Annotated in this window: 16 protein-coding genes; 9 read left to right on the top strand and 7 right to left on the bottom strand. The window is 65.2% G+C overall.

The annotated features are described in order from the left end of the window. Window positions 1-169: 169 nt before the first annotated feature. The 6 genes from AB1I47_RS12680 to AB1I47_RS12655 all read right to left on the bottom strand — a co-directional run bounded on the left by AB1I47_RS12680 (window position 170) and on the right by AB1I47_RS12655 (window position 4440). The gene (locus AB1I47_RS12680) at window positions 170-409 is read right to left on the bottom strand and encodes a hypothetical protein (protein ID WP_354684112.1); all 240 of its coding nucleotides are present in this window, start codon (window positions 407-409) and stop codon (window positions 170-172) included. Between the two features lie 148 nt (window positions 410-557). Then, the gene (locus AB1I47_RS12675) at window positions 558-1352 is read right to left on the bottom strand and encodes a peptidylprolyl isomerase (RefSeq protein WP_354684101.1); all 795 of its coding nucleotides are present in this window, start codon (window positions 1350-1352) and stop codon (window positions 558-560) included. A gap of 4 nt (window positions 1353-1356) precedes the next feature. Next, window positions 1357-1671 carry a BolA family protein gene (locus AB1I47_RS12670; RefSeq protein ID WP_354684100.1) on the bottom strand — a complete coding sequence of 105 codons (315 nt, stop codon included), beginning with the start codon at window positions 1669-1671 and terminating at the stop codon, window positions 1357-1359. 40 nt (window positions 1672-1711) lie between these two features. Continuing rightward, a complete protein-coding gene (locus AB1I47_RS12665; RefSeq protein ID WP_354684099.1) occupies window positions 1712-2251 on the bottom strand; it encodes a septation protein A in 540 nt (179 codons plus the stop codon). 38 nt (window positions 2252-2289) lie between these two features. After that, window positions 2290-2754 (bottom strand): peptide-methionine (R)-S-oxide reductase MsrB, encoded by a 465-nt coding sequence (gene msrB, locus AB1I47_RS12660; RefSeq protein WP_354684098.1) that lies wholly within the window; start codon window positions 2752-2754, stop codon window positions 2290-2292. 114 nt (window positions 2755-2868) lie between these two features. After that, complete coding sequence (locus AB1I47_RS12655) at window positions 2869-4440, bottom strand: protein adenylyltransferase SelO (RefSeq protein WP_354684097.1); 1572 nt, start codon at window positions 4438-4440, stop codon at window positions 2869-2871. A gap of 407 nt (window positions 4441-4847) precedes the next feature. Between AB1I47_RS12655 and AB1I47_RS12650 the strand changes: the two genes are divergently transcribed. The 6 genes from AB1I47_RS12650 to AB1I47_RS12625 all read left to right on the top strand — a co-directional run bounded on the left by AB1I47_RS12650 (window position 4848) and on the right by AB1I47_RS12625 (window position 11810). Beyond that, window positions 4848-6473 carry a 3-(methylthio)propionyl-CoA ligase gene (locus tag AB1I47_RS12650; RefSeq protein ID WP_354684096.1) on the top strand — a complete coding sequence of 542 codons (1626 nt, stop codon included), beginning with the start codon at window positions 4848-4850 and terminating at the stop codon, window positions 6471-6473. Window positions 6474-6617: 144 nt separating this feature from the next. Then, a complete protein-coding gene (locus AB1I47_RS12645) occupies window positions 6618-7868 on the top strand; it encodes a branched-chain amino acid ABC transporter substrate-binding protein (RefSeq protein WP_354684095.1) in 1251 nt (416 codons plus the stop codon). A gap of 193 nt (window positions 7869-8061) precedes the next feature. Continuing rightward, window positions 8062-9009 carry a branched-chain amino acid ABC transporter permease gene (locus tag AB1I47_RS12640; RefSeq protein WP_354684094.1) on the top strand — a complete coding sequence of 316 codons (948 nt, stop codon included), beginning with the start codon at window positions 8062-8064 and terminating at the stop codon, window positions 9007-9009. A gap of 4 nt (window positions 9010-9013) precedes the next feature. Next, window positions 9014-10327 (top strand): branched-chain amino acid ABC transporter permease, encoded by a 1314-nt coding sequence (locus AB1I47_RS12635; RefSeq protein WP_354684093.1) that lies wholly within the window; start codon window positions 9014-9016, stop codon window positions 10325-10327. Further along, window positions 10324-11097, top strand: coding sequence for an ABC transporter ATP-binding protein (locus AB1I47_RS12630; protein ID WP_354684092.1), 774 nt, complete (start codon window positions 10324-10326; stop codon window positions 11095-11097). The genes AB1I47_RS12635 and AB1I47_RS12630 overlap by 4 nt, the downstream gene beginning before the upstream one ends. Beyond that, on the top strand, window positions 11097-11810 hold the full coding sequence (locus AB1I47_RS12625; RefSeq protein WP_354684091.1) for an ABC transporter ATP-binding protein: 714 nt from the start codon (window positions 11097-11099) through the stop codon (window positions 11808-11810). Before AB1I47_RS12630 ends, AB1I47_RS12625 begins: the two co-directional genes overlap by 1 nt. Before the next feature lie 77 nt (window positions 11811-11887). Here AB1I47_RS12625 and AB1I47_RS12620 read toward each other — a convergent pair whose 3' ends face one another. Beyond that, entirely contained in the window at window positions 11888-13411 is a 1524-nt protein-coding gene (locus AB1I47_RS12620; protein ID WP_407935828.1) for an amino acid permease, read from the bottom strand. Window positions 13412-13916: 505 nt separating this feature from the next. On the opposite strand from AB1I47_RS12620, the gene AB1I47_RS12615 reads away from it, so the two are divergent. Genes AB1I47_RS12615 through AB1I47_RS12605 form a run of 3 tightly spaced genes read left to right on the top strand, consistent with a single transcriptional unit; the run spans window position 13917 to window position 17896 of the window. Then, complete coding sequence (locus AB1I47_RS12615; protein WP_354684090.1) at window positions 13917-15998, top strand: 3-hydroxyacyl-CoA dehydrogenase NAD-binding domain-containing protein; 2082 nt, start codon at window positions 13917-13919, stop codon at window positions 15996-15998. Window positions 15999-16028: 30 nt separating this feature from the next. Next, entirely contained in the window at window positions 16029-16670 is a 642-nt protein-coding gene (pncA, locus tag AB1I47_RS12610; protein WP_354684089.1) for a bifunctional nicotinamidase/pyrazinamidase, read from the top strand. Between the two features lie 47 nt (window positions 16671-16717). Then, window positions 16718-17896, top strand: coding sequence for an acetyl-CoA C-acyltransferase (locus AB1I47_RS12605; RefSeq protein ID WP_354684088.1), 1179 nt, complete (start codon window positions 16718-16720; stop codon window positions 17894-17896). Window positions 17897-18055: the final 159 nt, after the last annotated feature.

Raw genomic sequence — 18055 nt, 5'->3', positions numbered from 1 at the left:
GAAGGAGTACCCAACCGGTCATTGATAACCCATGGCTCTTGGCACGCCCCACTGTGCCGATATCAGAAGCACACTAAGCCACCGGCAACCCCGGTGGCTTTTTAGTTTTTCGGCGATGAACGCCGCCAAAGCCCTGACGGCCGCGGCCGTTTCACTCCGGTTCTTCGTTTCAGCCACGGATCGGCGCCCGCAGCCGCGAGCTCCACGACGCATACGCATAGGTCAGCATCCGCCTCGCTTCGAAACCGGGGGTCGGCCTGATCTCGCCGCGAGCCTCCTTGTACGCCACCACGGCGTGCAGGATCTTCTCGGGCGCGTAACGGTCACGCAGGGGGAGGTAGGGATGGAGCCGGCGCCAGCCGGGAGCGGCGCCGTCCAGGGTCGCCCAGGCCAGTGCGCAATAGCACATGCCCCGGGACGAGAGATGCCAGAGTTGCCAGTAATCCGGCGGGAAAGGCGCTGAGGAAGGGGCCGGGAAATCAGGCGAGTAAGGGGCGGTCGTCACCACGCGCTGCATCCTTCGACTTGCAGGACCGGCGGGGGCGACCGGACCTGACTTACTGGATCTTGGCCTTGTCCTTCAGCGACTTCATCATGGACTGGAACTGCTCGCGCTGCCAGTTCTGGTCGCCCATCAGCATCTGCGTCAGTTGCGGCTTGACCTCTTCGAAGGACGGGATCTTGGCGTCACGCACGTCGACCAGCTCGATGATGTGCCAGCCGAACTGGGTCTTGACCGGCGTCTCGGTCATCTGGCCCTTCTTCAGGCCAGTCATCGCCGCCGAGAATTCAGGCACGTAGCTGTTGCTGTTGGCCCAGTCCAGGTCGCCGCCGTTGGCCGCCGAGCCCGGGTCCTTGGACGCGGCCTTGGCCTGGTCCTCGAACTTGGCGCCGCCCTTGATCTTGGCGATGATGGCCTTGGCGTCGGCTTCCTTCTCTACCAGGATATGGCGGGCGTGGTATTCCTTGCCGCTGCCGAACTGCGACTTGATCTTGTCGTATTGCTTGCGCAGCTCGGCGTCGCTGGCGCCGTGGGTCTTCACGTAGTCTTCGAACACCGCGCCGGCCAGCACGTTCAGGCGGGCCTGTTCCAGCTGTTCCTGCACGTCGTCGCGCTGGGTCAGGCCGCGCTTGTTGGCTTCCTGCACGAGCAGTTCGCGGTCGATCAGCATATTGCGGCCACGCGCGCGCAGCTCCGGATTGTCGGGCTGGCCGGTGCCGGCGATCAACTTGTCCAGCTTTGCCGACGGAATGGCCTTGCCATTCACGACGGCGGCATTCTGGGCGATGGCCGGCAGGCTGCCGGCAGCAAGCACAGCCGCCAGGCTGAACGAGAGGACGGTGGTCTTCATGGAATCAGGTCTGAGAGTTGCTGGAAGAAGCGCGCGCCTGAGCGCGCGACTGGTACTCTTGGTCGGTGAACGCAGTCACGGCCAGTGCGTGGATTTGCGTGGGGAACAGACCGCGCAGCGCATCATACACCATGCGGTGCCGCGCAACCCGGCTGTGACCTGCAAAGCGCTCGCTGACAATGGTCACATCGTAGTGGCCGCCGCCCGAGGCGGCGCCGGCGTGCCCGGCGTGCGCCGCGCTGTCGTCGCGCACGGCCAGGTGGCTGGGGGCGAGCGCTTCACGCAGCATCGCCTCGATGGTGGCGGGATCGGCTGCCATCAGTGGTTTCCTTGGGTTTCCGTTGCCTGGGGCAGGCGGGTCATTCCTGCGTGTTCTCGGGCATGTGGCGCGACAGCCAGACGCTCTGCGCGACGATAAACAGCAGCATCAGCCCCATGCTGCCGAACAGCTTGAAGTTGACCCAGATGTCGGTCGAGAACTGGTAGGCCACGTACAGGTTCAGCAGCCCCATCGCGCCGAAGAAGCCGGCCCAGGCCAGGTTCAGCCGCGCCCAGACCGGGTCGGGCAGCGTCACCTGCTTTTCCATCATGGCGCGGATCAGGTTCTTGCGCCAGCCGATCACCGAGCCGACCAGCGCCGCGGCGAACATCCAGTACAGCACAGTGGGCTTCCACTTGATAAAGGTCTCGTTGTGCAGCACCAGCGTGGCGCCGCCGAAGACCGCGATGATCAGCAAACTGACCCACTGCATCGGCTCCACCTTGCGGTGGCGGAACCAGACCCAGCCGATCTGCAGCACCGTGGCGCCGATCGCCACGGCGGTGGCGGTGTAGATGTCTGCCAGCTTGAAGGCAACAAAAAACAGGATGACCGGGAACAGGTCGAACAGGAATTTCATGCGGTACCAGGTTGTTTCCGGCGTCCTTGCCGGAGGGTTCAGCGCTGCGGATCGCGCTGGGGCTCGTTGCCGCTGCCGGCGCCGTGGGCATCATCCGCCTCACGCTGCGCCGGGTCGCGATCGTCGAATTTTAGCGCAGCCGAGTTGATGCAATAGCGCAGGCCGGTCGGCGCGGGCCCATCCTCGAACACATGGCCCAGGTGGCTGCCGCATTCCTTGCAGCGCACCTCGACCCGAACCATGCCGTGGCTGTGGTCGACATGCTCGGCAATGACCTCGCCGTTGATCGGGCGGAAATAGCTGGGCCAGCCGCAGCCGGCATCGAATTTGGTGCCCGACTCGAACAGCGGCGTGCCGCAGGCCACGCACTTGTAGATGCCGTTGTCCCAGTGGTCCCAGTAGCGGCCGGTAAAGGGGCGCTCGGTGGCGGCCTGGCGGGTGACGCGGTATTCGATGTCGGAGAGTTGTTCACGCCACTCGGCGTCGGTCTTGGTCGTGGTCATGGTCGGGTCTTCCTCGGTAATGGACGTTTTTTTCGACGTGCATTTTTCGACGTGCATTTGCGCGAACCTTACACCGGCTGGCACTTGCGTGCAGGCGCGGGGGCAGGCGCAGGATTACGACGAGCAGCTGACTTCCAGCCCCGACGCCCAGTCCGGCGGCAGCGCCGCGTAGTGGTCGGCTTCCGGCTGCTCGTCGAACGGGCGCGACAGCACGGCCAGCAACCGGTCCACTTCGCTGAAGTCCTGTTCGCGCGCGCGCCGGATCGCGGTCTCGGCCAGGTGGTTGCGCAGCACGTATTTGGGGTTGACCGCCAGCATTTCCAGTTCGCGCGCGGCATCGTGCGACTGCTCGGCGCGCAGGCGCACGCGGTAGTCGGCCACCCACGCGTCAAAGGCGGCGCGGTCCAGGAACAGGTCGCGCACCGGCGCGTCGCGCGAGGCGTCCGTGGAGGAGATCCCGCACAGCTTGCGCCAGAACAGCGTGTAGTCCACCCGTTGCGAATGCAGCAGCTGGAACAGCCCGGTCAGCAGCGGCTCGTCGGCCTTGTCGTCGCCGCCCGCGGGCGGGCGCAGGCCCAGCTTGGCGCGGTAGTGGCGGAAGAAGGCGGCGGCGTAGCGGTCGCGGAACGGGTCCAGCGCGGCACGCGCGGCTTCCACCGCGGCGTCGCGCGCGCTTTCCTTGTCGGCCTCTTCCGGCGACAGCCACAGCGGCAGCAGCGCCTGCGCCAGGCAATGCAGGTTCCAGAACGCCACCTGCGGCTGCTGGCTGTAGGCGTAGCGGCCCTGCGTATCGGAGTGGTTGCAGATATGGTTGGCGTCGAACGCGTCGAGGAAGCCGAACGGGCCGTAGTCGATGGTCAGACCCAGGATCGACATATTGTCGGTGTTCATCACGCCGTGGCAGAAGCCGATGGCCTGCCAGTGCGCGACCAGGTCCGCGGTGCGCAGCGACACCTCGCGCAGCAGCGCCTGGTAGGGCTGCGCATCGTCACGGCAGGCCGGCATGAAGTTGTCGATGACGAAGTCCGCAAGCTGGCGCAGCGCGGCCACGTCGTCGTGCGCGGCGAAATGCTCGAAGTGTCCGAAGCGGATAAAGGTCGGCGACAGCCGCGTCACCACCGCGGCGGTCTCGATGGTTTCGCGGCGCACCGGCGCATCGGAGCCGACGATGCCGAGCGCACGCGTGGTCGGCACGCCCAGCGCGGCCATCGCCTCGGAACACAGGTACTCGCGGATCGACGAACGCAGCACCGCGCGGCCATCGGCCATGCGCGAGTAGGGCGTCAGCCCCGCACCCTTGAGCTGGATCTCCCACGGACCGGTGTCGGTCTCGGCCTGCGCCAGCCGGATCGCGCGGCCGTCGCCGAGCTGGCCGGCCCAGACGCCGAACTGGTGGCCGGAATAAACCGTGGCGATGGGGTCGGCCCATTCGGGTACCTGGTTGCCGATCAGGGTCTCGATAAAGGCCTGCTCGTTGCCGATGCCCGCATCCCAGCCGAGCAACGCGGCCGCGGCCGGCGCCACGCTGACCAGATACGGCGAAGGCAGCGGCGTGGGACGCAGCCGGGTAAAGAACTTCTCTCCGAGCGCGGCGTAGCCGGGCGAAGTGCTGAACGGAACGGACAACGCAGTAGGCGCCGTAGCGTGCGGAGGTTGCGGAGCGAACGACTGGGGCGTGTCTGGCATCGCGAATGGGCGCGGGGGCGCATATGAACGGCGCGCATGCCGTGACTCCGAAGCGGTGCTGCAAGCGCCTTGCAGGGCGGTGCGGTGCCACATGCCGGGGGCACGGAAATGCGAATATGGCTAGGGAAAACGACATGTTGAGGTGCAACATGCCACGCAGTATTGTACGTCCTCAATGGTTCTCGACTGAGAGACCGCCATGCACCGCACGGTTATTCTCCCTCCTTTAGTGCGCACATAAATCCGGTGCATGGACCTTCGCAGAATTGCGGCCCTGATGACCACGACAGTATGGCAGTGCACAACAGAATCACGTTGACGCTGATTCGATGCATGGGAACAATCGCCAAAAAATAGTACGGTTGTTCGTTTTCAGACGGAAAACAGACATTTCAGGAGGCAGGTACATGGCATTGATGGGTCAAATGATGAGCGCGCCGCTGCTCATTTCCTCGATCATCAAGCACGCCGCCCGTTATTACGGGAGCACCGAAATCGTTTCGCGGCGCACGGAGGGCGACCTGCATCGCTACACGTACCGTGAATGCGAACTGCGGGCGCGCAAGCTGGCGCAGGCCCTTGGCGCACTGGGCGTGCAACAGGGCGAGCGCATCGGCACGCTGGCCTGGAATGGCTACCGCCACCTCGAGATCTACTACGGCGTGTCCGGCATGGGCGCGGTCTGCCACACCGTCAACCCGCGCCTGTTCCCCGAGCAGATCGCCTATATCGTCAACCACGCCGAAGACGGCTACATCTTCTTCGACCTGACCTTCCTGCCGCTCGTGGAGGGCGTGGCGCCGCATTGCCCCAATGTGAAGGGCTGGGTTGCGATGACCGACCGCGCGCATATGCCGGCGGAATCGAAGGTGCCGCTGCTGTGCTACGAGGAACTGCTCGAGGCGCAGGACGGCAATTACGAATGGCCTCAGTTCGACGAGAACCTGGCGTCGAGCCTGTGCTACACCTCGGGCACCACCGGCAACCCCAAGGGTGCGCTGTACTCGCACCGCTCGACGGTGCTGCACTCGTATGCGTCGGCGCTTCCCGACGCGCTCAGCTGCTCCGCCAGCGACGTGATCCTGCCCGTAGTGCCGATGTTCCACGTCAATGCCTGGGGCCTGCCGTATTCGGTGCCGCTGGTCGGCGCCAAGCTGGTGCTGCCGGGTGCCAAGCTCGACGGCGCTTCGCTCTATGAGCTGTTCGAGCAGGAGAAGGTGACCTTCTCCGCCGGTGTGCCGACGGTCTGGCTGGGCCTGCTGCAATATGTGCAGTCGAACAACCTGAAGTTCTCCACCTTCCGCCGCACCGTGATCGGCGGCTCGGCCGCGCCGCCGGCGATGATCCGCGCGCTGGAGGCGTACGACGTCGAGGTGATCCACGCCTGGGGCATGACCGAGATGTCGCCGCTGGGCACGTCGTGCAAGCTGCTGGCCAGGCACGCGGAGCTGTCCGATGCCGACCGCCACAAGATCCAGGAGAAGCAGGGCCGCGTGATCTACGGCGTCGACATGAAGATCGTCGACGGCGAGGGCAAGGAGCTGCCGTGGGACGGCAAGGCCTTCGGCGACCTGATGGTGCGCGGGCCGTGGGTGATCGAGCGCTACTTCCGCAACGACGTCAACCCGCTGGTCGACGGCTGGTTCCCGACCGGCGACGTCGCCACCATCGACCCCGACGGCTTCATGCAGATCACCGACCGCAGCAAGGACGTGATCAAGTCCGGCGGCGAGTGGATTTCGTCGATCGATATCGAGAATGTCGCCGCCGCGCACCCCGCGGTGCATATGGCGGCCTGCATCTCGGCTTATCACCCCAAGTGGGACGAGCGCCCGCTGCTGGTGGTGGTGAAGAAGCCCGGCGCCGAGGTCAGCCGCGAGGAACTGCTGCAGTTCTTCGAGGGCAAGGTCGCCAAGTGGTGGATCCCGGACGACGTGGCCTTTGTCACCGAGATCCCGCTGACCGCCACCGGCAAGATGCTGAAGCTCAAGCTGCGCGAGCAGTTCAAGGACTACAAGCTGCCGACCGCCTGAGGCCGGCACCGCGAAGCCAACCGGTGCGCCGTGCCTGCTTGCGGCACGGCGTGTTTCGGGGCAGGGCGTGGCGCGCGAATGGAGGCGCACGCCGGTCCTGCCGCAATCCATGACAAGCCAACGACAAGAGTGAAGGAGACAGGTATGACCAAAATGCGTCCGCTGGTGGCCGGTGTGGCCGTGTTCGCCGCACTGGGTTCTGCGCTGGTTTCGGGGTCCGCACTCGCGGATACGGTAAAGATCGCCTTTATCGATCCGCTATCGGGGCTGATGGCCCCCGTTGGGCAGAACCAGCTCAAGAGCTGGCAGTATGTCGCCGACATGGCCAACCAGAAGGGCTGGGCCGGTCCGCACAAGTTCGAGGTGGTGGGCTTCGACAACAAGCTCTCGCCGCAGGAAAGCCTGACCATCCTGAAGCAGGCGGTCGACCAGGGCATCCGCTACGTGGTGCAGGGCAACGGCTCGTCGGTCGGGCTGGCGCTGCAGGACGCGGTGGCCAAGCATAACGAGCGCAACCCCGGCAAGGAAATCGTCTACCTGAACTACGCCGCGGTGGATCCGGACATGACCAATGCCAAGTGCAACTACTGGCATTTCCGGCTCGACGCCAACTCCGACATGAAGATGGAGGCGCTGACCACCTACCTGGCCAAGGATCCGAACGTCAAGAAGGTCTACCTGATCAACCAGAACTACTCGTTCGGGCACCAGGTGGCCAAGGCCGCCAAGGACTACCTGAAGCGCAAGCGCCCGGATATCCAGATCGTGGGTGAAGACCTGCACCCGCTGGCACAGGTGAAGGACTTTGCGCCGTACGCGGCCAAGATCAAGGCCTCGGGCGCCGATACCGTCATCACCGGCAACTGGGGCAGCGACCTCGCGTTGCTGATCAAGGCGGGCAAGGACGCCGGCCTGACCACCAACTACTACACGTACTACGCCGGCACCACCGGCGTACCCACCGCGATGGGCGCCGCCGGCGCCGAGCACGTCAAGTACGTGGGCTACTACAACCCCAATAACAAGGGCTTCAAGGGCTCCGATGTCATCGAGGGCTTCAAGAAGAAGTACAACGACGACTTCTACGTGATGGCCTCCTATACCGGCATCGCCATGCTGTCCAAGGCGATGAAGGACAGCGGCTCGACCGATCCGGTCAAGGTGGCCAAGGCGCTGGAGGGCATCAAGGTCGACAGCATGAACGGCACGGTCGAGATGCGCAATACCGACCACCAGGCCCAGCAATCGCTGATCGTCGCCACCTGGTCCAAGGTCGACGGCAAGGAAGTCAAGTACGACCAGGAGAACACCGGCTACGGCTGGAAGACCAATGCGCAGATGGACCAGTACGTGTCCGCGCAGCCCACGTCCTGCCAGATGAAGCGGCCGGGCTGAGGCTGTCCATGGCGGGCCGGCCACGCTGATCGCCAAGCCAACCAAGTGGCCGCCCGCTCCTGCATACTTTCGGTCTGAACACCGGGGAGCGTCCGGGGCGTCATGCGCCCCCGGAGGGGGACGCTCATCCTCAATCCAACCGGACGGTTGCCGGCGCACCCCACGGTGCCGGCGCCAGCTTGAAGGACACGCTGTGGAATTCTTCGTCATCTCTTTGCTGAACGGCATCAGCTACGGGCTGCTGCTGTTCATGCTGTCGTCGGGCCTTACGCTGATCTTCAGCATGATGGGCGTGCTCAACTTCGCGCACGCCAGCTTCTACATGCTGGGGGCCTACTTCGCCTACACCATCGCCAGCAAGATCGGCTTCTGGCCGGCGCTGATCTTCGCGCCGCTGCTGGTGGCCGGCGCGGGCGCGCTGGTGGAGCGCTTCGGCCTGCGCACGGTGCACAAGTACGGCCACGTGGCCGAGCTGCTGTTCACCTTCGGGCTGGCCTACCTCATCGAGGAGGGCGTCAAGCTGGTGTGGGGCCTGGCCGCGGTGCCGTACCGCATCCCGGCCGAGCTCGACGGGCCGCTGTTCACGGTGTTCACCTCGTCGTTCCCCAAATACCGCGCCTTCATGATGCTGGTGTCGCTGGGCATGCTGGTGGCGATCTACCTGGTGCTGACGCGCACCCGCATCGGGCTGGTGATCCAGGCCGCGCTGACGCACCCAGAGATGGTCGAGGCACTCGGCCATAATGTGCCGCGCGTCTTCATGCTGGTGTTCGGCGGCGGCGCCGCGCTGGCGGGGCTGGCGGGCGTGATCGGCGGCAATGCCTTCGTCACCGAGCCGTCGATGGCCGCGGCGGTGGGCTCGATCGTGTTCGTGGTGGCGGTGGTGGGCGGCATGGGCTCGCTGGTGGGGGCCTTTATCGCGTCGATCCTGATCGGTGTGCTGCAGACCTTCGCGGTCACCATCGACGCGTCGATCGCGGGGCTGCTGACCAGCCTGGGGCTGGCGGTCAGCGACGCCACGCCGTTCTATTCGTTGTGGAAGCTCACGGTGGCCCAGGTGGCGCCGGTGCTGCCATACCTGCTGCTGGTGGTGATGCTGATCTTCCGCCCGCGTGGACTGATGGGAACCCGGGAGAGCTGACACCATGGAGCAAGCGATGCAACAACGCAGCGAGCCGGTGGTCACCGGCCGCACCCTGCGCTACCGCCCGCTGAACCTGGCGCGCTGGCTGATCTGGGGCCTGACGGTGCTGATCATGCTGGTGCTGCCGCTGGTCTTCACCGGGGGCTTCGCGATTACGCTGATGTCGCAGATGGGCATCATGATCATCTTCGCGCTGTCGTACAACATGCTGCTCGGGCAGACCGGCATGCTGTCGTTCGGCCATGCGGTGTATTCCGGGCTGGGCGCCTTTATTGCCGTGCACGTGCTGAACATGGTCGGCGCCGGCAAGGTGTGGCTGCCGGTGTCGATGCTGCCGCTGGTTGGCGGACTGGCCGGCGCGTTCTTCGGCGTGATCTTCGGCTACGTCACCACCAAGAAGGCCGGCACCACCTTTGCCATGATCACCATGGGCATCGGCGAGATGGTGTTCGCCAGCTCGCTGATGTTCCCCGAGTTCTTCGGCGGCGAGGGCGGCATCTCCACCAACCGCGTGGTCGGCGACCCGTTCCTGGGCCTCACCTTCGGGCCCGGGCGCCAGGTCTACTACCTGATCGCGGTCTGGTGCGTGGTGTCGATGGCGGCGATGTACGCGTGGACGCAGACGCCGCTGGGCCGCATCGCCAACGCGGTGCGCGACAACCCCGAGCGGGTCGAGTTCATCGGCTACAACACCCAGCGCGTGCGCTACCTGGTGCTGATCCTGTCGGCGTTCTTTGCCGGCATTGCCGGCGCGCTGGGCGCGATCAACTTCGAGATCGTCTCGGCCGAGAACGTCAGCGCGGTGCGTTCGGGTGGCGTGCTGCTGGCGGTGTTTATCGGCGGTGCGGGCGTGTTCTTCGGGCCGGTCGTCGGCGCCGTGGTGTTCGTGCTGTTCGCGGTGGCGCTGTCGGACCTGACCAAGGCCTGGCTGCTGTACCTGGGGCTGTTCTTTGTGCTGATGGTGATGTTCGTGCCGGGCGGGCTGGCGAGCCTGCTGCTGATGCAGCTGCCGCTGCTGGGCAAGGGCAAGCTCAAGCGCATGCTGCCTTCGTACGCCCGTGCGGGCGGCGCGGGCGTGGTGCTGCTGCTGGCGATGATCCTCACGGTCGAGCTGGTCTACAAGGTGCAGGTTGATAGTGCCAACGGTACCGCCATGAAGCTCTTCGGCATCGGCTTCGATGCCGCGACGTGGATGCCATGGGCGGTGGCGGCAGTGCTGTGGGCCGCCGGCCTGTTAGCGTGGCGCCTGGCGGCGGCGCGGGTGCGCAGCGCGTGGGACAAGCTACAGATGGAAATCGCAGGAGGCATGGCATGACAGCGGCACTGGAACTGAACGATGTACGCAAGAAGTTCGGCCAGACGGAGATCATCCGCGGCGTGAACCTGACGATTGCCAAGGGCGAGCGCCACGCGCTCATCGGGCCCAATGGCGCAGGGAAGTCGACGACCTTCAACCTGATTTCCGGCCGGTTTGCGCCGAGCAGCGGGACCGTGCGGCTCAATGGCGAGGAGATCGGCGGGCTGCAGCCGTTCGTCATCAACCGCATGGGGCTGTCGCGCAGCTTCCAGATCACCAACATCTTCCATCGGCTGTCGGTGTTCGAGAACCTGCGCTGCGCGGTGCTCTGGTCGCTGGGCTACAAGTACTCGTTCTGGCATAGGCTGTCGGCGCTGCGCGATGCGCGCGAGCGCGCCGAGGAAGTGCTGGACCTGATCGGCATGCAGCACCGGCGCGATAGCCAGGCGGGGCTGCTGACCTATGCCGAGCAGCGCGCGCTGGAAATCGGCATCACCATCGCGGGTGGCGCCGAGGTGATCCTGCTGGATGAGCCCACGGCCGGCATGAGCCGCTCCGAGTCCGATCACGCGGTCGAACTGATCCGCAAGGTCACCGTCGGCAAGACGCTCGTGATGGTGGAGCACGACATGAGCGTGGTGTTCGGCCTGGCCGACCGCATCTCGGTGCTGGTCTACGGCGAAGTGATCGCCACGGACACCCCGCAGGCCATCCGCAACAACCGCAAGGTCAAGGAGGCTTACCTGGGCACCACCCTCGACGAAGACGCCACTGAAGGAGCGCACTGATGGGCAAGCGCATGCTGAATGTCCAGGGCCTGCACGCCTACTACGGCAAGAGCCATATCCTCCACGGCGTGGACGCGCATATCGACGAAGGCGAGATCGTGGCGCTGCTGGGCCGCAACGGGGTGGGGCGCTCGACCATGGCCAAGGCCATCCTCGGGATGGTCAGGGCCGAGGGATCGGTGCGGTTTCACGACGAGGAGATTTTGGGGCGGCGCACCTTCGAAATCGCGCACCTGGGCATCGGCTACGTGCCGGAAAACCGGGATATCTTCCCGACGCTGACGGTGCGGCAGAACCTGCTGCTGGGCGAGAAGCGCAATCCGCGGCAGGCCAAACCACGTTGGTCGGTCGAAGACATGTTCAACATGTTCCCGCGGCTGAAGGAGCGCGAGAACACCTCAGCCGGCGTGCTGTCAGGCGGCGAGCAGCAGATGCTGACCTTGTGCCGCACGCTGATGGGCGATCCCGACCTGATCCTGATCGACGAGCCGACCGAAGGGCTGGCGCCCATGATCGTGACGCTGGTGGGCGATTACCTGAAGACGCTGAAGGAGCGGGGGGTGTCAGTGTTGCTGATCGAGCAGAAGCTGGCGATTGCGCTGGATATCTCGCAGCGGGTCTATGTGATGGGGCACGGGCATATCGTGTTCGAGGGCACGCCCGCGGAGTTGAAGGCGAATTCGCAGATAAGGAAGGAGTGGCTGGAGGTTTGAGCCGGACATGGGCGAAGACCTTAGCTTCGCCAACTGTGTACTCCCTCTCCCGCTTGCGGGAGAGGGGAGCAAACCGCTCAGGCCGCCAGCTTTTCCTCGACTTCAAGCTTCGCTTTCGGCAATTCAAACGGCATATCCTCGTAAGCCACCATCCGCGTTTTCTTCACCATCCGATACCCCCACCACAGCGCCAAAAACGCCGGCACACCGATATACGTCGCAACGATCTCCGGCCACCGGTTCGGGATATCCGCGAACGCCTGGTAGTTCTGCCCGGCCACGATCACCACACACAGCACACCGGCAAACATCGGCCCGAACGGATACAGCGGCGAGCGGTACGCCAGCATGCTGACGTCATACCCCTGGTGCACCAGCCCGCGGCGGAAGCGGTAATGGCTGATGGCAATGCCGAGCCAGGCGAAGAAGCCCGTCATCGCCGAGGTATTGAGCAGCCACAGATAAACCGCCTTGTCCCCGAACAGCGAACTGAAGAAGCACAATGCCCCCACGCCGGTGGTCAGCAGCAGCGCATTGAACGGCACGCCGCTCACCGTCAGCTTGCCGAAGGCACGCGGCGCGCGGCCGCTGACGGCCAGGCCGTAGAGGATCCGCGTCGACACATACATGCTGGAAGTACCGGCCGACAGCAGCGCGGTCAGCACCACGGCATTCATCAGGCCAGCGGCAAACGCCAGCCCGGCGTGGCGGAACACCAGCGCGAACGGGCTGACGCCGACGTCGGTCACGTCGTTGCGCAGCAGGCTGGGATCGGTATAGGGAATCAGCACCCCGATGATCAGGATGGCGATCACATAGAACAGCAGGATGCGCCAGAAGGTCTGCCGGATCGCGCGCGGGATGGTCTTGGCCGGGTTCTCGGCCTCGCCGGCGGCCACGCCAACCGTTTCCGTGCCCTGGAACGAGAACCCCGCGATCATCGCCACCCCGAACATGGCCGGGATGCCGCCGACGAAGGGCGCGTCGCCAAGCGTGAAGTTGTGCCAGCCCGATTGCGGCCCGCCTTTCATGATGCCGAAGATCATCAGCAGGCCGACGCCCAGGAACACCACCACGGTGACCACCTTGATCAGCGCGAACCAGTATTCGGCTTCGCCGAAGCCGCGCACGGAGAAGGCGTTGAGCACGAACATCAGGAACAGGAAGGCCGCGCTCCAGACCACGCCGGGCACATGCGGGAACCAGTACTGCATCACCAGCTGCGCCGCGGTCAGCTCCACGGCGATGGTCACCGCCAGGCTGAACCAGTAGTTCCAGCCGAGCGCGAAGCCGAAGCCTTCGTCGACATAAAGCGCGCTGTAGGTAACGAAGGAACCGGCCACCGGCATATGCACGGCGAGTTCGCCCAGGCTGGTCATCAGGCAGTAGACCATGAGGCCGAGCAGCACATACATCAGCAGCGCGCCGCCGGGACCGGCCTGCGCGATCGAGGCGCCGGAGGCGACGAAGAGCCCGGTGCCGACGGCGCCGCCGATGGCGATCATGGTCAGGTGGCGGGCCTTGAGCTTGCGCTTGAGGTCGTCATGCTCGACCACCGGGTGCTGGTGCTCGTGCGGATGGGACTGTGAGTGGGAAGACATCAGGGTCGCTGGAACTTCCGCCGGCCCGGCGTCTTGTGGAGGCCGGGGACGGCAAAAAAAACGAAAAGCCGCGAGTCTACCGTGTCTTTTTCAGGGAATCGCCGGACCGGATCAAATAAAAGTCCGATACTGGTTGTAGAGCCTGTCTTCGGCGCGCGGCGTCAAGTGCGGTAATCGGCATCAGCTCAGCGCGGAACGCTGCATTCGCCGTAGGGCTCCGGGCGCCCGTCATGCATCGGGGTAACGGCCGCAATTCGCCCCGCTCATGCCATAGGAAAACGCTCAAAAATAAAATTGAACGACCGTGCTATTCTGTGTATGCTTGTTTCGCCCGAGCGCCTGAAGGCGTTGATGGGCGCGGGTATGCGGCAAGTCGTGTGAAGGGTTTACCCTCCCGCGGTGCGCACCACCCGGCAGCAGGCGGCCATCCACTGGCCGCGCAGGCGCAGCAAAAAATGAATTCGAGAATTCGAATCCCGAGACAAATTTCTGAAAAGGAACCAGCATGACAGCGCAGTATCAGGTTCAGGACGGCGTAGCCGTCATCACGCTCGACAATCCCCCTGTCAACGGCCTGGGTCACAGCACCCGGCTTGGCATCGTCGATGGCATGACCCGTGCGCTGGACGATGCCGCCGTCAAGGCGATCGTCATCACCGGCGCTGGCAAGGCTTTCTCGGGCGGCGCCGATATCCGTGAATTCAATACGCCCAAGGCCACGCAGGAGCCGACGCTGCACTCGGTGATCCGAGTGATCGAAGGCTCGTCCAAGCCGGTCGTGGCCGCGGTGCATTCGGTCGCCATGGGTGGCGGCCTGGAACTGGCGCTGGGCTGCAACTATCGTGTCGCGTCGAAGGGTGCGCAGATCGCACTGCCGGAAGTGAAGCTGGGCCTGCTGCCCGGCGCCGGCGGCACGCAGCGCCTGCCGCGCGTGATCGGCCTGGAGGCTGCGGCCAATATGATCGTGTCGGGCACCCCGGTGCTGTCCGAGAAGTTTGCCGGCACCAGGCTGTTCGATGAAATCGTGGAAGGCGATGTACTGCCCGCCGCCATCAGGTTCGCGCAGAACGCGGCGGCCGCCAACGGCCCGCACCCGAAGGTGCGCGACCTGAAGGTGCGCCACGAGAACGCCGAAGGCTACCTCGGCTTTGCCCGCAACACCGTGGCCGCGATGGCCAAGAACTTCCCGGCGCCGCTGAAGTGCCTGGAAGCGGTGGCCGGCTCGCTCAAGCCGTTCGAACAGGGCCTGAAGGAAGAGCGCGACGGCTTCCTGTACCTGGTGACCACGCCGGAATCGCGCGCGCTGCGCCACGCCTTCTTCGGCGAGCGCGCTGCCAGCAAAATCCCCGATGTGCCCGAAGGCACGCCGACCCGCAAGATCGAGAAGGTCGCCGTGATCGGCGCCGGCACCATGGGCGGCGGCATCAGCATGAACTTCCTGAACGCGGGCATCCCGGTCACCATCCTGGAAACCAAGCAGGAAGCCCTGGACCGCGGCGTGGCCACGATCCGCAAGAACTACGAGAACAGCGCCAAGAAGGGCAAGCTCACGCAAGAGAAGGTCGAGCAGCGCATGGGCCTGCTCAGTACCACGCTGTCCTATGACGACCTCAAGGACGCCGACCTGATCATCGAGGCCGTGTTCGAAGAAATGGGCGTCAAGGAAACCGTGTTCAAGAAGCTGGATGAGGTCGCCAGGCAGGGCGCGATCCTGGCCTCGAACACCTCCACGCTGGACGTCAACAAGATCGCTTCGTTCACCAGGCGTCCGCAAGATGTGGTCGGCATGCACTTCTTCAGCCCGGCCAACGTGATGAAGCTGCTGGAAGTGGTGCGCGGCGAGAAGACCGGCAAGGACGTGCTGGCCACGGTGATGCAGGTCGCCAAGAAGATCAAGAAGACCGCCGTGGTGTCGGGCGTGTGCGACGGCTTTATCGGCAACCGCATGATCGAGCAGTACAGCCGCCAGGCCGGCTACCTGCTGGACGAAGGCGCGCTGCCGGAACAGGTCGACAAGGCCATCGAGAAGTTCGGCTTTGCCATGGGCCCGTTCCGCATGGGCGACCTGGCCGGCAACGACATCGGCTGGGCCATCCGCAAGCGCCGCGCGGTGGACAAGCCGGACATCCAGTATTCGAAGACCGCCGACCTGCTGTGCGAGATGGGCCGCTTCGGCCAGAAGACCGGCGCGGGCTGGTACGACTACAAGGCGGGCGACCGCAAGCCGTACCCGAACCAGCAGGTCAACGACATGATTGTGCAGCACTCCAAGGACTTGGGGTTGACGCGCCGCAAGATCTCTGACGAAGAGATCGTCGAGCGCCTGGTGTTCGCACTGGTCAATGAAGGCGCCAAGATCCTGGAAGAAGGCATTGCTTCCAAGGCCTCGGATATCGACATGGTGTACCTGACCGGCTACGGCTTCCCGCTGTTCCGCGGCGGCCCGATGCTGTATGCGGACCAGGTCGGCCTGTACAACGTGGCGCTGGCCATGAAGCGCTACGCCAAGGGCTACCACGGTGAAGCCTGGCAGGTCGCGCCGCTGCTGCAGAAGCTGGCGGACGAAGGCAAGGGCTTTAACGGTTAATACGCCAACAGGGTTCAGCCAGGAGCGGCCATGAACACCACCATCGGACCTGACGATTGCCTGCTGGTGATCGACGTGCAGAACGACTTCATGCCGGGCGGCGCGCTTGCCGTGCCCAACGGCGACGAGGTGGTGCCCGTCATCAACCGGCTGGCGCGCGCGTTCGGGCACGTGGTGCTGACGCAGGACTGGCATCCCGCCAGCCACGTCTCGTTCGCCGCGAACCATGCCGGCACGCAGCCGTTCCAGACACTGACGCTGCCGTATGGCGAGCAGGTGCTGTGGCCGGTGCACTGCGTGCAGGACACGCCCGGCGCCGCGCTGCATGCGGGTTTGCACGTGCCGCACGCGCGGCTGCTGCTCCGCAAGGGCCACCATGCCGACGTGGACAGCTACTCCGCCTTCCTTGAGGCGGACCGCACCACGCGCACCGGGCTGGCCGGCTACCTGCGTGAGCATGGCGTGCAGCGCGTGTTCTGCGCCGGGGTGGCGACGGACTACTGCGTGGCCTGGAGCGCGCTCGATGCGCGCGCCGCGGGCTTCGAGGCCGCGGTGATCGAGGACGCGTGCCGCGCCATCGACCTGCACGGGTCCTTGGCAAAGGCATGGCAGGACCTCGGCGCCGCCGGCGTTGCGCGCGTGATGTCCGCCGGGCTGAAGGGCCAGGGCTGAACCGAACCACCGAACTGAAAGACACAAGAGATTCCGAGGAGCAACACATGAACGAAGCAGTCATCGTATCCACCGCACGGACCGCTCTGGCCAAGAGCTGGAAGGGCGCTTTCAACATGACCCACGGCGCCACGCTGGGTGGTCACGCCGTCCAGCACGCCATCGCCCGCGCCAGGATCGACGCGGCGGAAGTAGAAGACGTGCTGATGGGCTGCGCCAACCCGGAAGGCGCCACCGGCGCCAATATCGCGCGCCAGATCGCGCTGCGCGCCGGCTGCCCGGTGACCGTGCCGGGTGCCACCGTCAACCGGTTCTGCTCGTCGGGCCTGCAGACCATCGCCATGGCCGCGCAGCGCGTGATTGCCGATGAGGGCGATATCTTCGTTGCAGGCGGCGTTGAGAGCATCTCCTGCGTGCAGCAGGAAATGAACCGCCATATGGTCCAGGAAAGCTGGCTGGTCAAGAACAAGCCGGAAATCTACTGGAACATGCTGCAGACCGCCGAGAACGTGGCCAAGCGCTACAACATCTCGAAGGAGCGCCAGGACGAATACGGCGTGCGCAGCCAGCAACGCGCCGCCGCCGCGCTGGAAGCCGGCAAGTTCAACGACGAGATCGTGCCGATGACGGTGCTGGCCGGCGTGGCCGACAAGTCGACCGGGCAACTGGTGACGAAGGAAGTCACGATCTCCGCCGATGAAGGCATCCGTCCCGACACGACGCTCGAAGGCGTGGCCAAGATCCGCAGCGCGGTGCCGGGTGGCGTGATCACCGCCGGCAATGCCTCGCAGTTCTCGGACGGCGCGTCGGCTGCGGTGGTCATGAATGCGCGCGTGGCCGAGGCCAAGGGCCTGCAGCCGCTTGGCGTGTTCCGCGGCTTTGCCGTGGCGGGTTGCGAGCCGGATGAGATGGGCATCGGTCCCGTCTTCGCGGTGCCCAAGCTGCTGAAGAAGGCCGGCCTGAAGGTCGAGGACATCGGCCTGTGGGAGCTGAACGAAGCGTTCGCGGTGCAGGTGCTGTACTGCGCCGACACGCTCGGCATCCCGATGGACCGACTCAACGTCAACGGCGGCGCCATCGCGGTGGGCCACCCGTACGGCGTGTCGGGCGCGCGCCTGGTCGGCCATGCGCTGATCGAAGGCAAGCGCCGCGGCGTGAAGTACGTGGTGGTGACCATGTGCATCGGCGGCGGGCAGGGCGCGGCAGGGCTGTTCGAAGTCCTGTAACTGCCGCTTTGCTCTCCTCTCCCGCTTGCGGGAGAGGAGCAGGGGTGAGGTCAGGCGGTGGCATACCGCCGCCCTGTACTTCGTCGTAGCGCCCGGCCCTCACCCCAACCCTCTCCCGCGAGCGGGAGAGGGAGCACCCATGCGGTGCAGTTGAAAGCC

It is taken from the genome of Cupriavidus necator (genome assembly GCF_040578825.1).
Taxonomy (GTDB): Bacteria; Pseudomonadota; Gammaproteobacteria; order Burkholderiales; family Burkholderiaceae; genus Cupriavidus; species Cupriavidus necator_E.
The sequence above is the reverse complement of the archived record's forward strand: the minus strand, read 5'-3'. Positions and strand labels throughout refer to the sequence as shown.

Coding starts and splice junctions, on each gene's coding strand:
- AB1I47_RS12675 (WP_354684101.1), bottom strand. CDS start 1,352: ATGAAGACCACCGTCCTCTCGTTCAGCCTGGCGGCTGTGCTTGCTGCC.
- AB1I47_RS12615 (WP_354684090.1), top strand. CDS start 13,917: ATGACAGCGCAGTATCAGGTTCAGGACGGCGTAGCCGTCATCACGCTC.
- AB1I47_RS12655 (WP_354684097.1), bottom strand. CDS start 4,440: ATGCCAGACACGCCCCAGTCGTTCGCTCCGCAACCTCCGCACGCTACG.
- AB1I47_RS12625 (WP_354684091.1), top strand. CDS start 11,097: ATGGGCAAGCGCATGCTGAATGTCCAGGGCCTGCACGCCTACTACGGC.
- AB1I47_RS12620 (WP_407935828.1), bottom strand. CDS start 13,411: ATGTCTTCCCACTCACAGTCCCATCCGCACGAGCACCAGCACCCGGTG.
- AB1I47_RS12645 (WP_354684095.1), top strand. CDS start 6,618: ATGACCAAAATGCGTCCGCTGGTGGCCGGTGTGGCCGTGTTCGCCGCA.
- AB1I47_RS12630 (WP_354684092.1), top strand. CDS start 10,324: ATGACAGCGGCACTGGAACTGAACGATGTACGCAAGAAGTTCGGCCAG.
- AB1I47_RS12665 (WP_354684099.1), bottom strand. CDS start 2,251: ATGAAATTCCTGTTCGACCTGTTCCCGGTCATCCTGTTTTTTGTTGCC.
- AB1I47_RS12605 (WP_354684088.1), top strand. CDS start 16,718: ATGAACGAAGCAGTCATCGTATCCACCGCACGGACCGCTCTGGCCAAG.
- AB1I47_RS12680 (WP_354684112.1), bottom strand. CDS start 409: ATGTGCTATTGCGCACTGGCCTGGGCGACCCTGGACGGCGCCGCTCCC.
- AB1I47_RS12635 (WP_354684093.1), top strand. CDS start 9,014: ATGGAGCAAGCGATGCAACAACGCAGCGAGCCGGTGGTCACCGGCCGC.
- pncA (WP_354684089.1), top strand. CDS start 16,029: ATGAACACCACCATCGGACCTGACGATTGCCTGCTGGTGATCGACGTG.
- msrB (WP_354684098.1), bottom strand. CDS start 2,754: ATGACCACGACCAAGACCGACGCCGAGTGGCGTGAACAACTCTCCGAC.
- AB1I47_RS12670 (WP_354684100.1), bottom strand. CDS start 1,671: ATGGCAGCCGATCCCGCCACCATCGAGGCGATGCTGCGTGAAGCGCTC.
- AB1I47_RS12650 (WP_354684096.1), top strand. CDS start 4,848: ATGGCATTGATGGGTCAAATGATGAGCGCGCCGCTGCTCATTTCCTCG.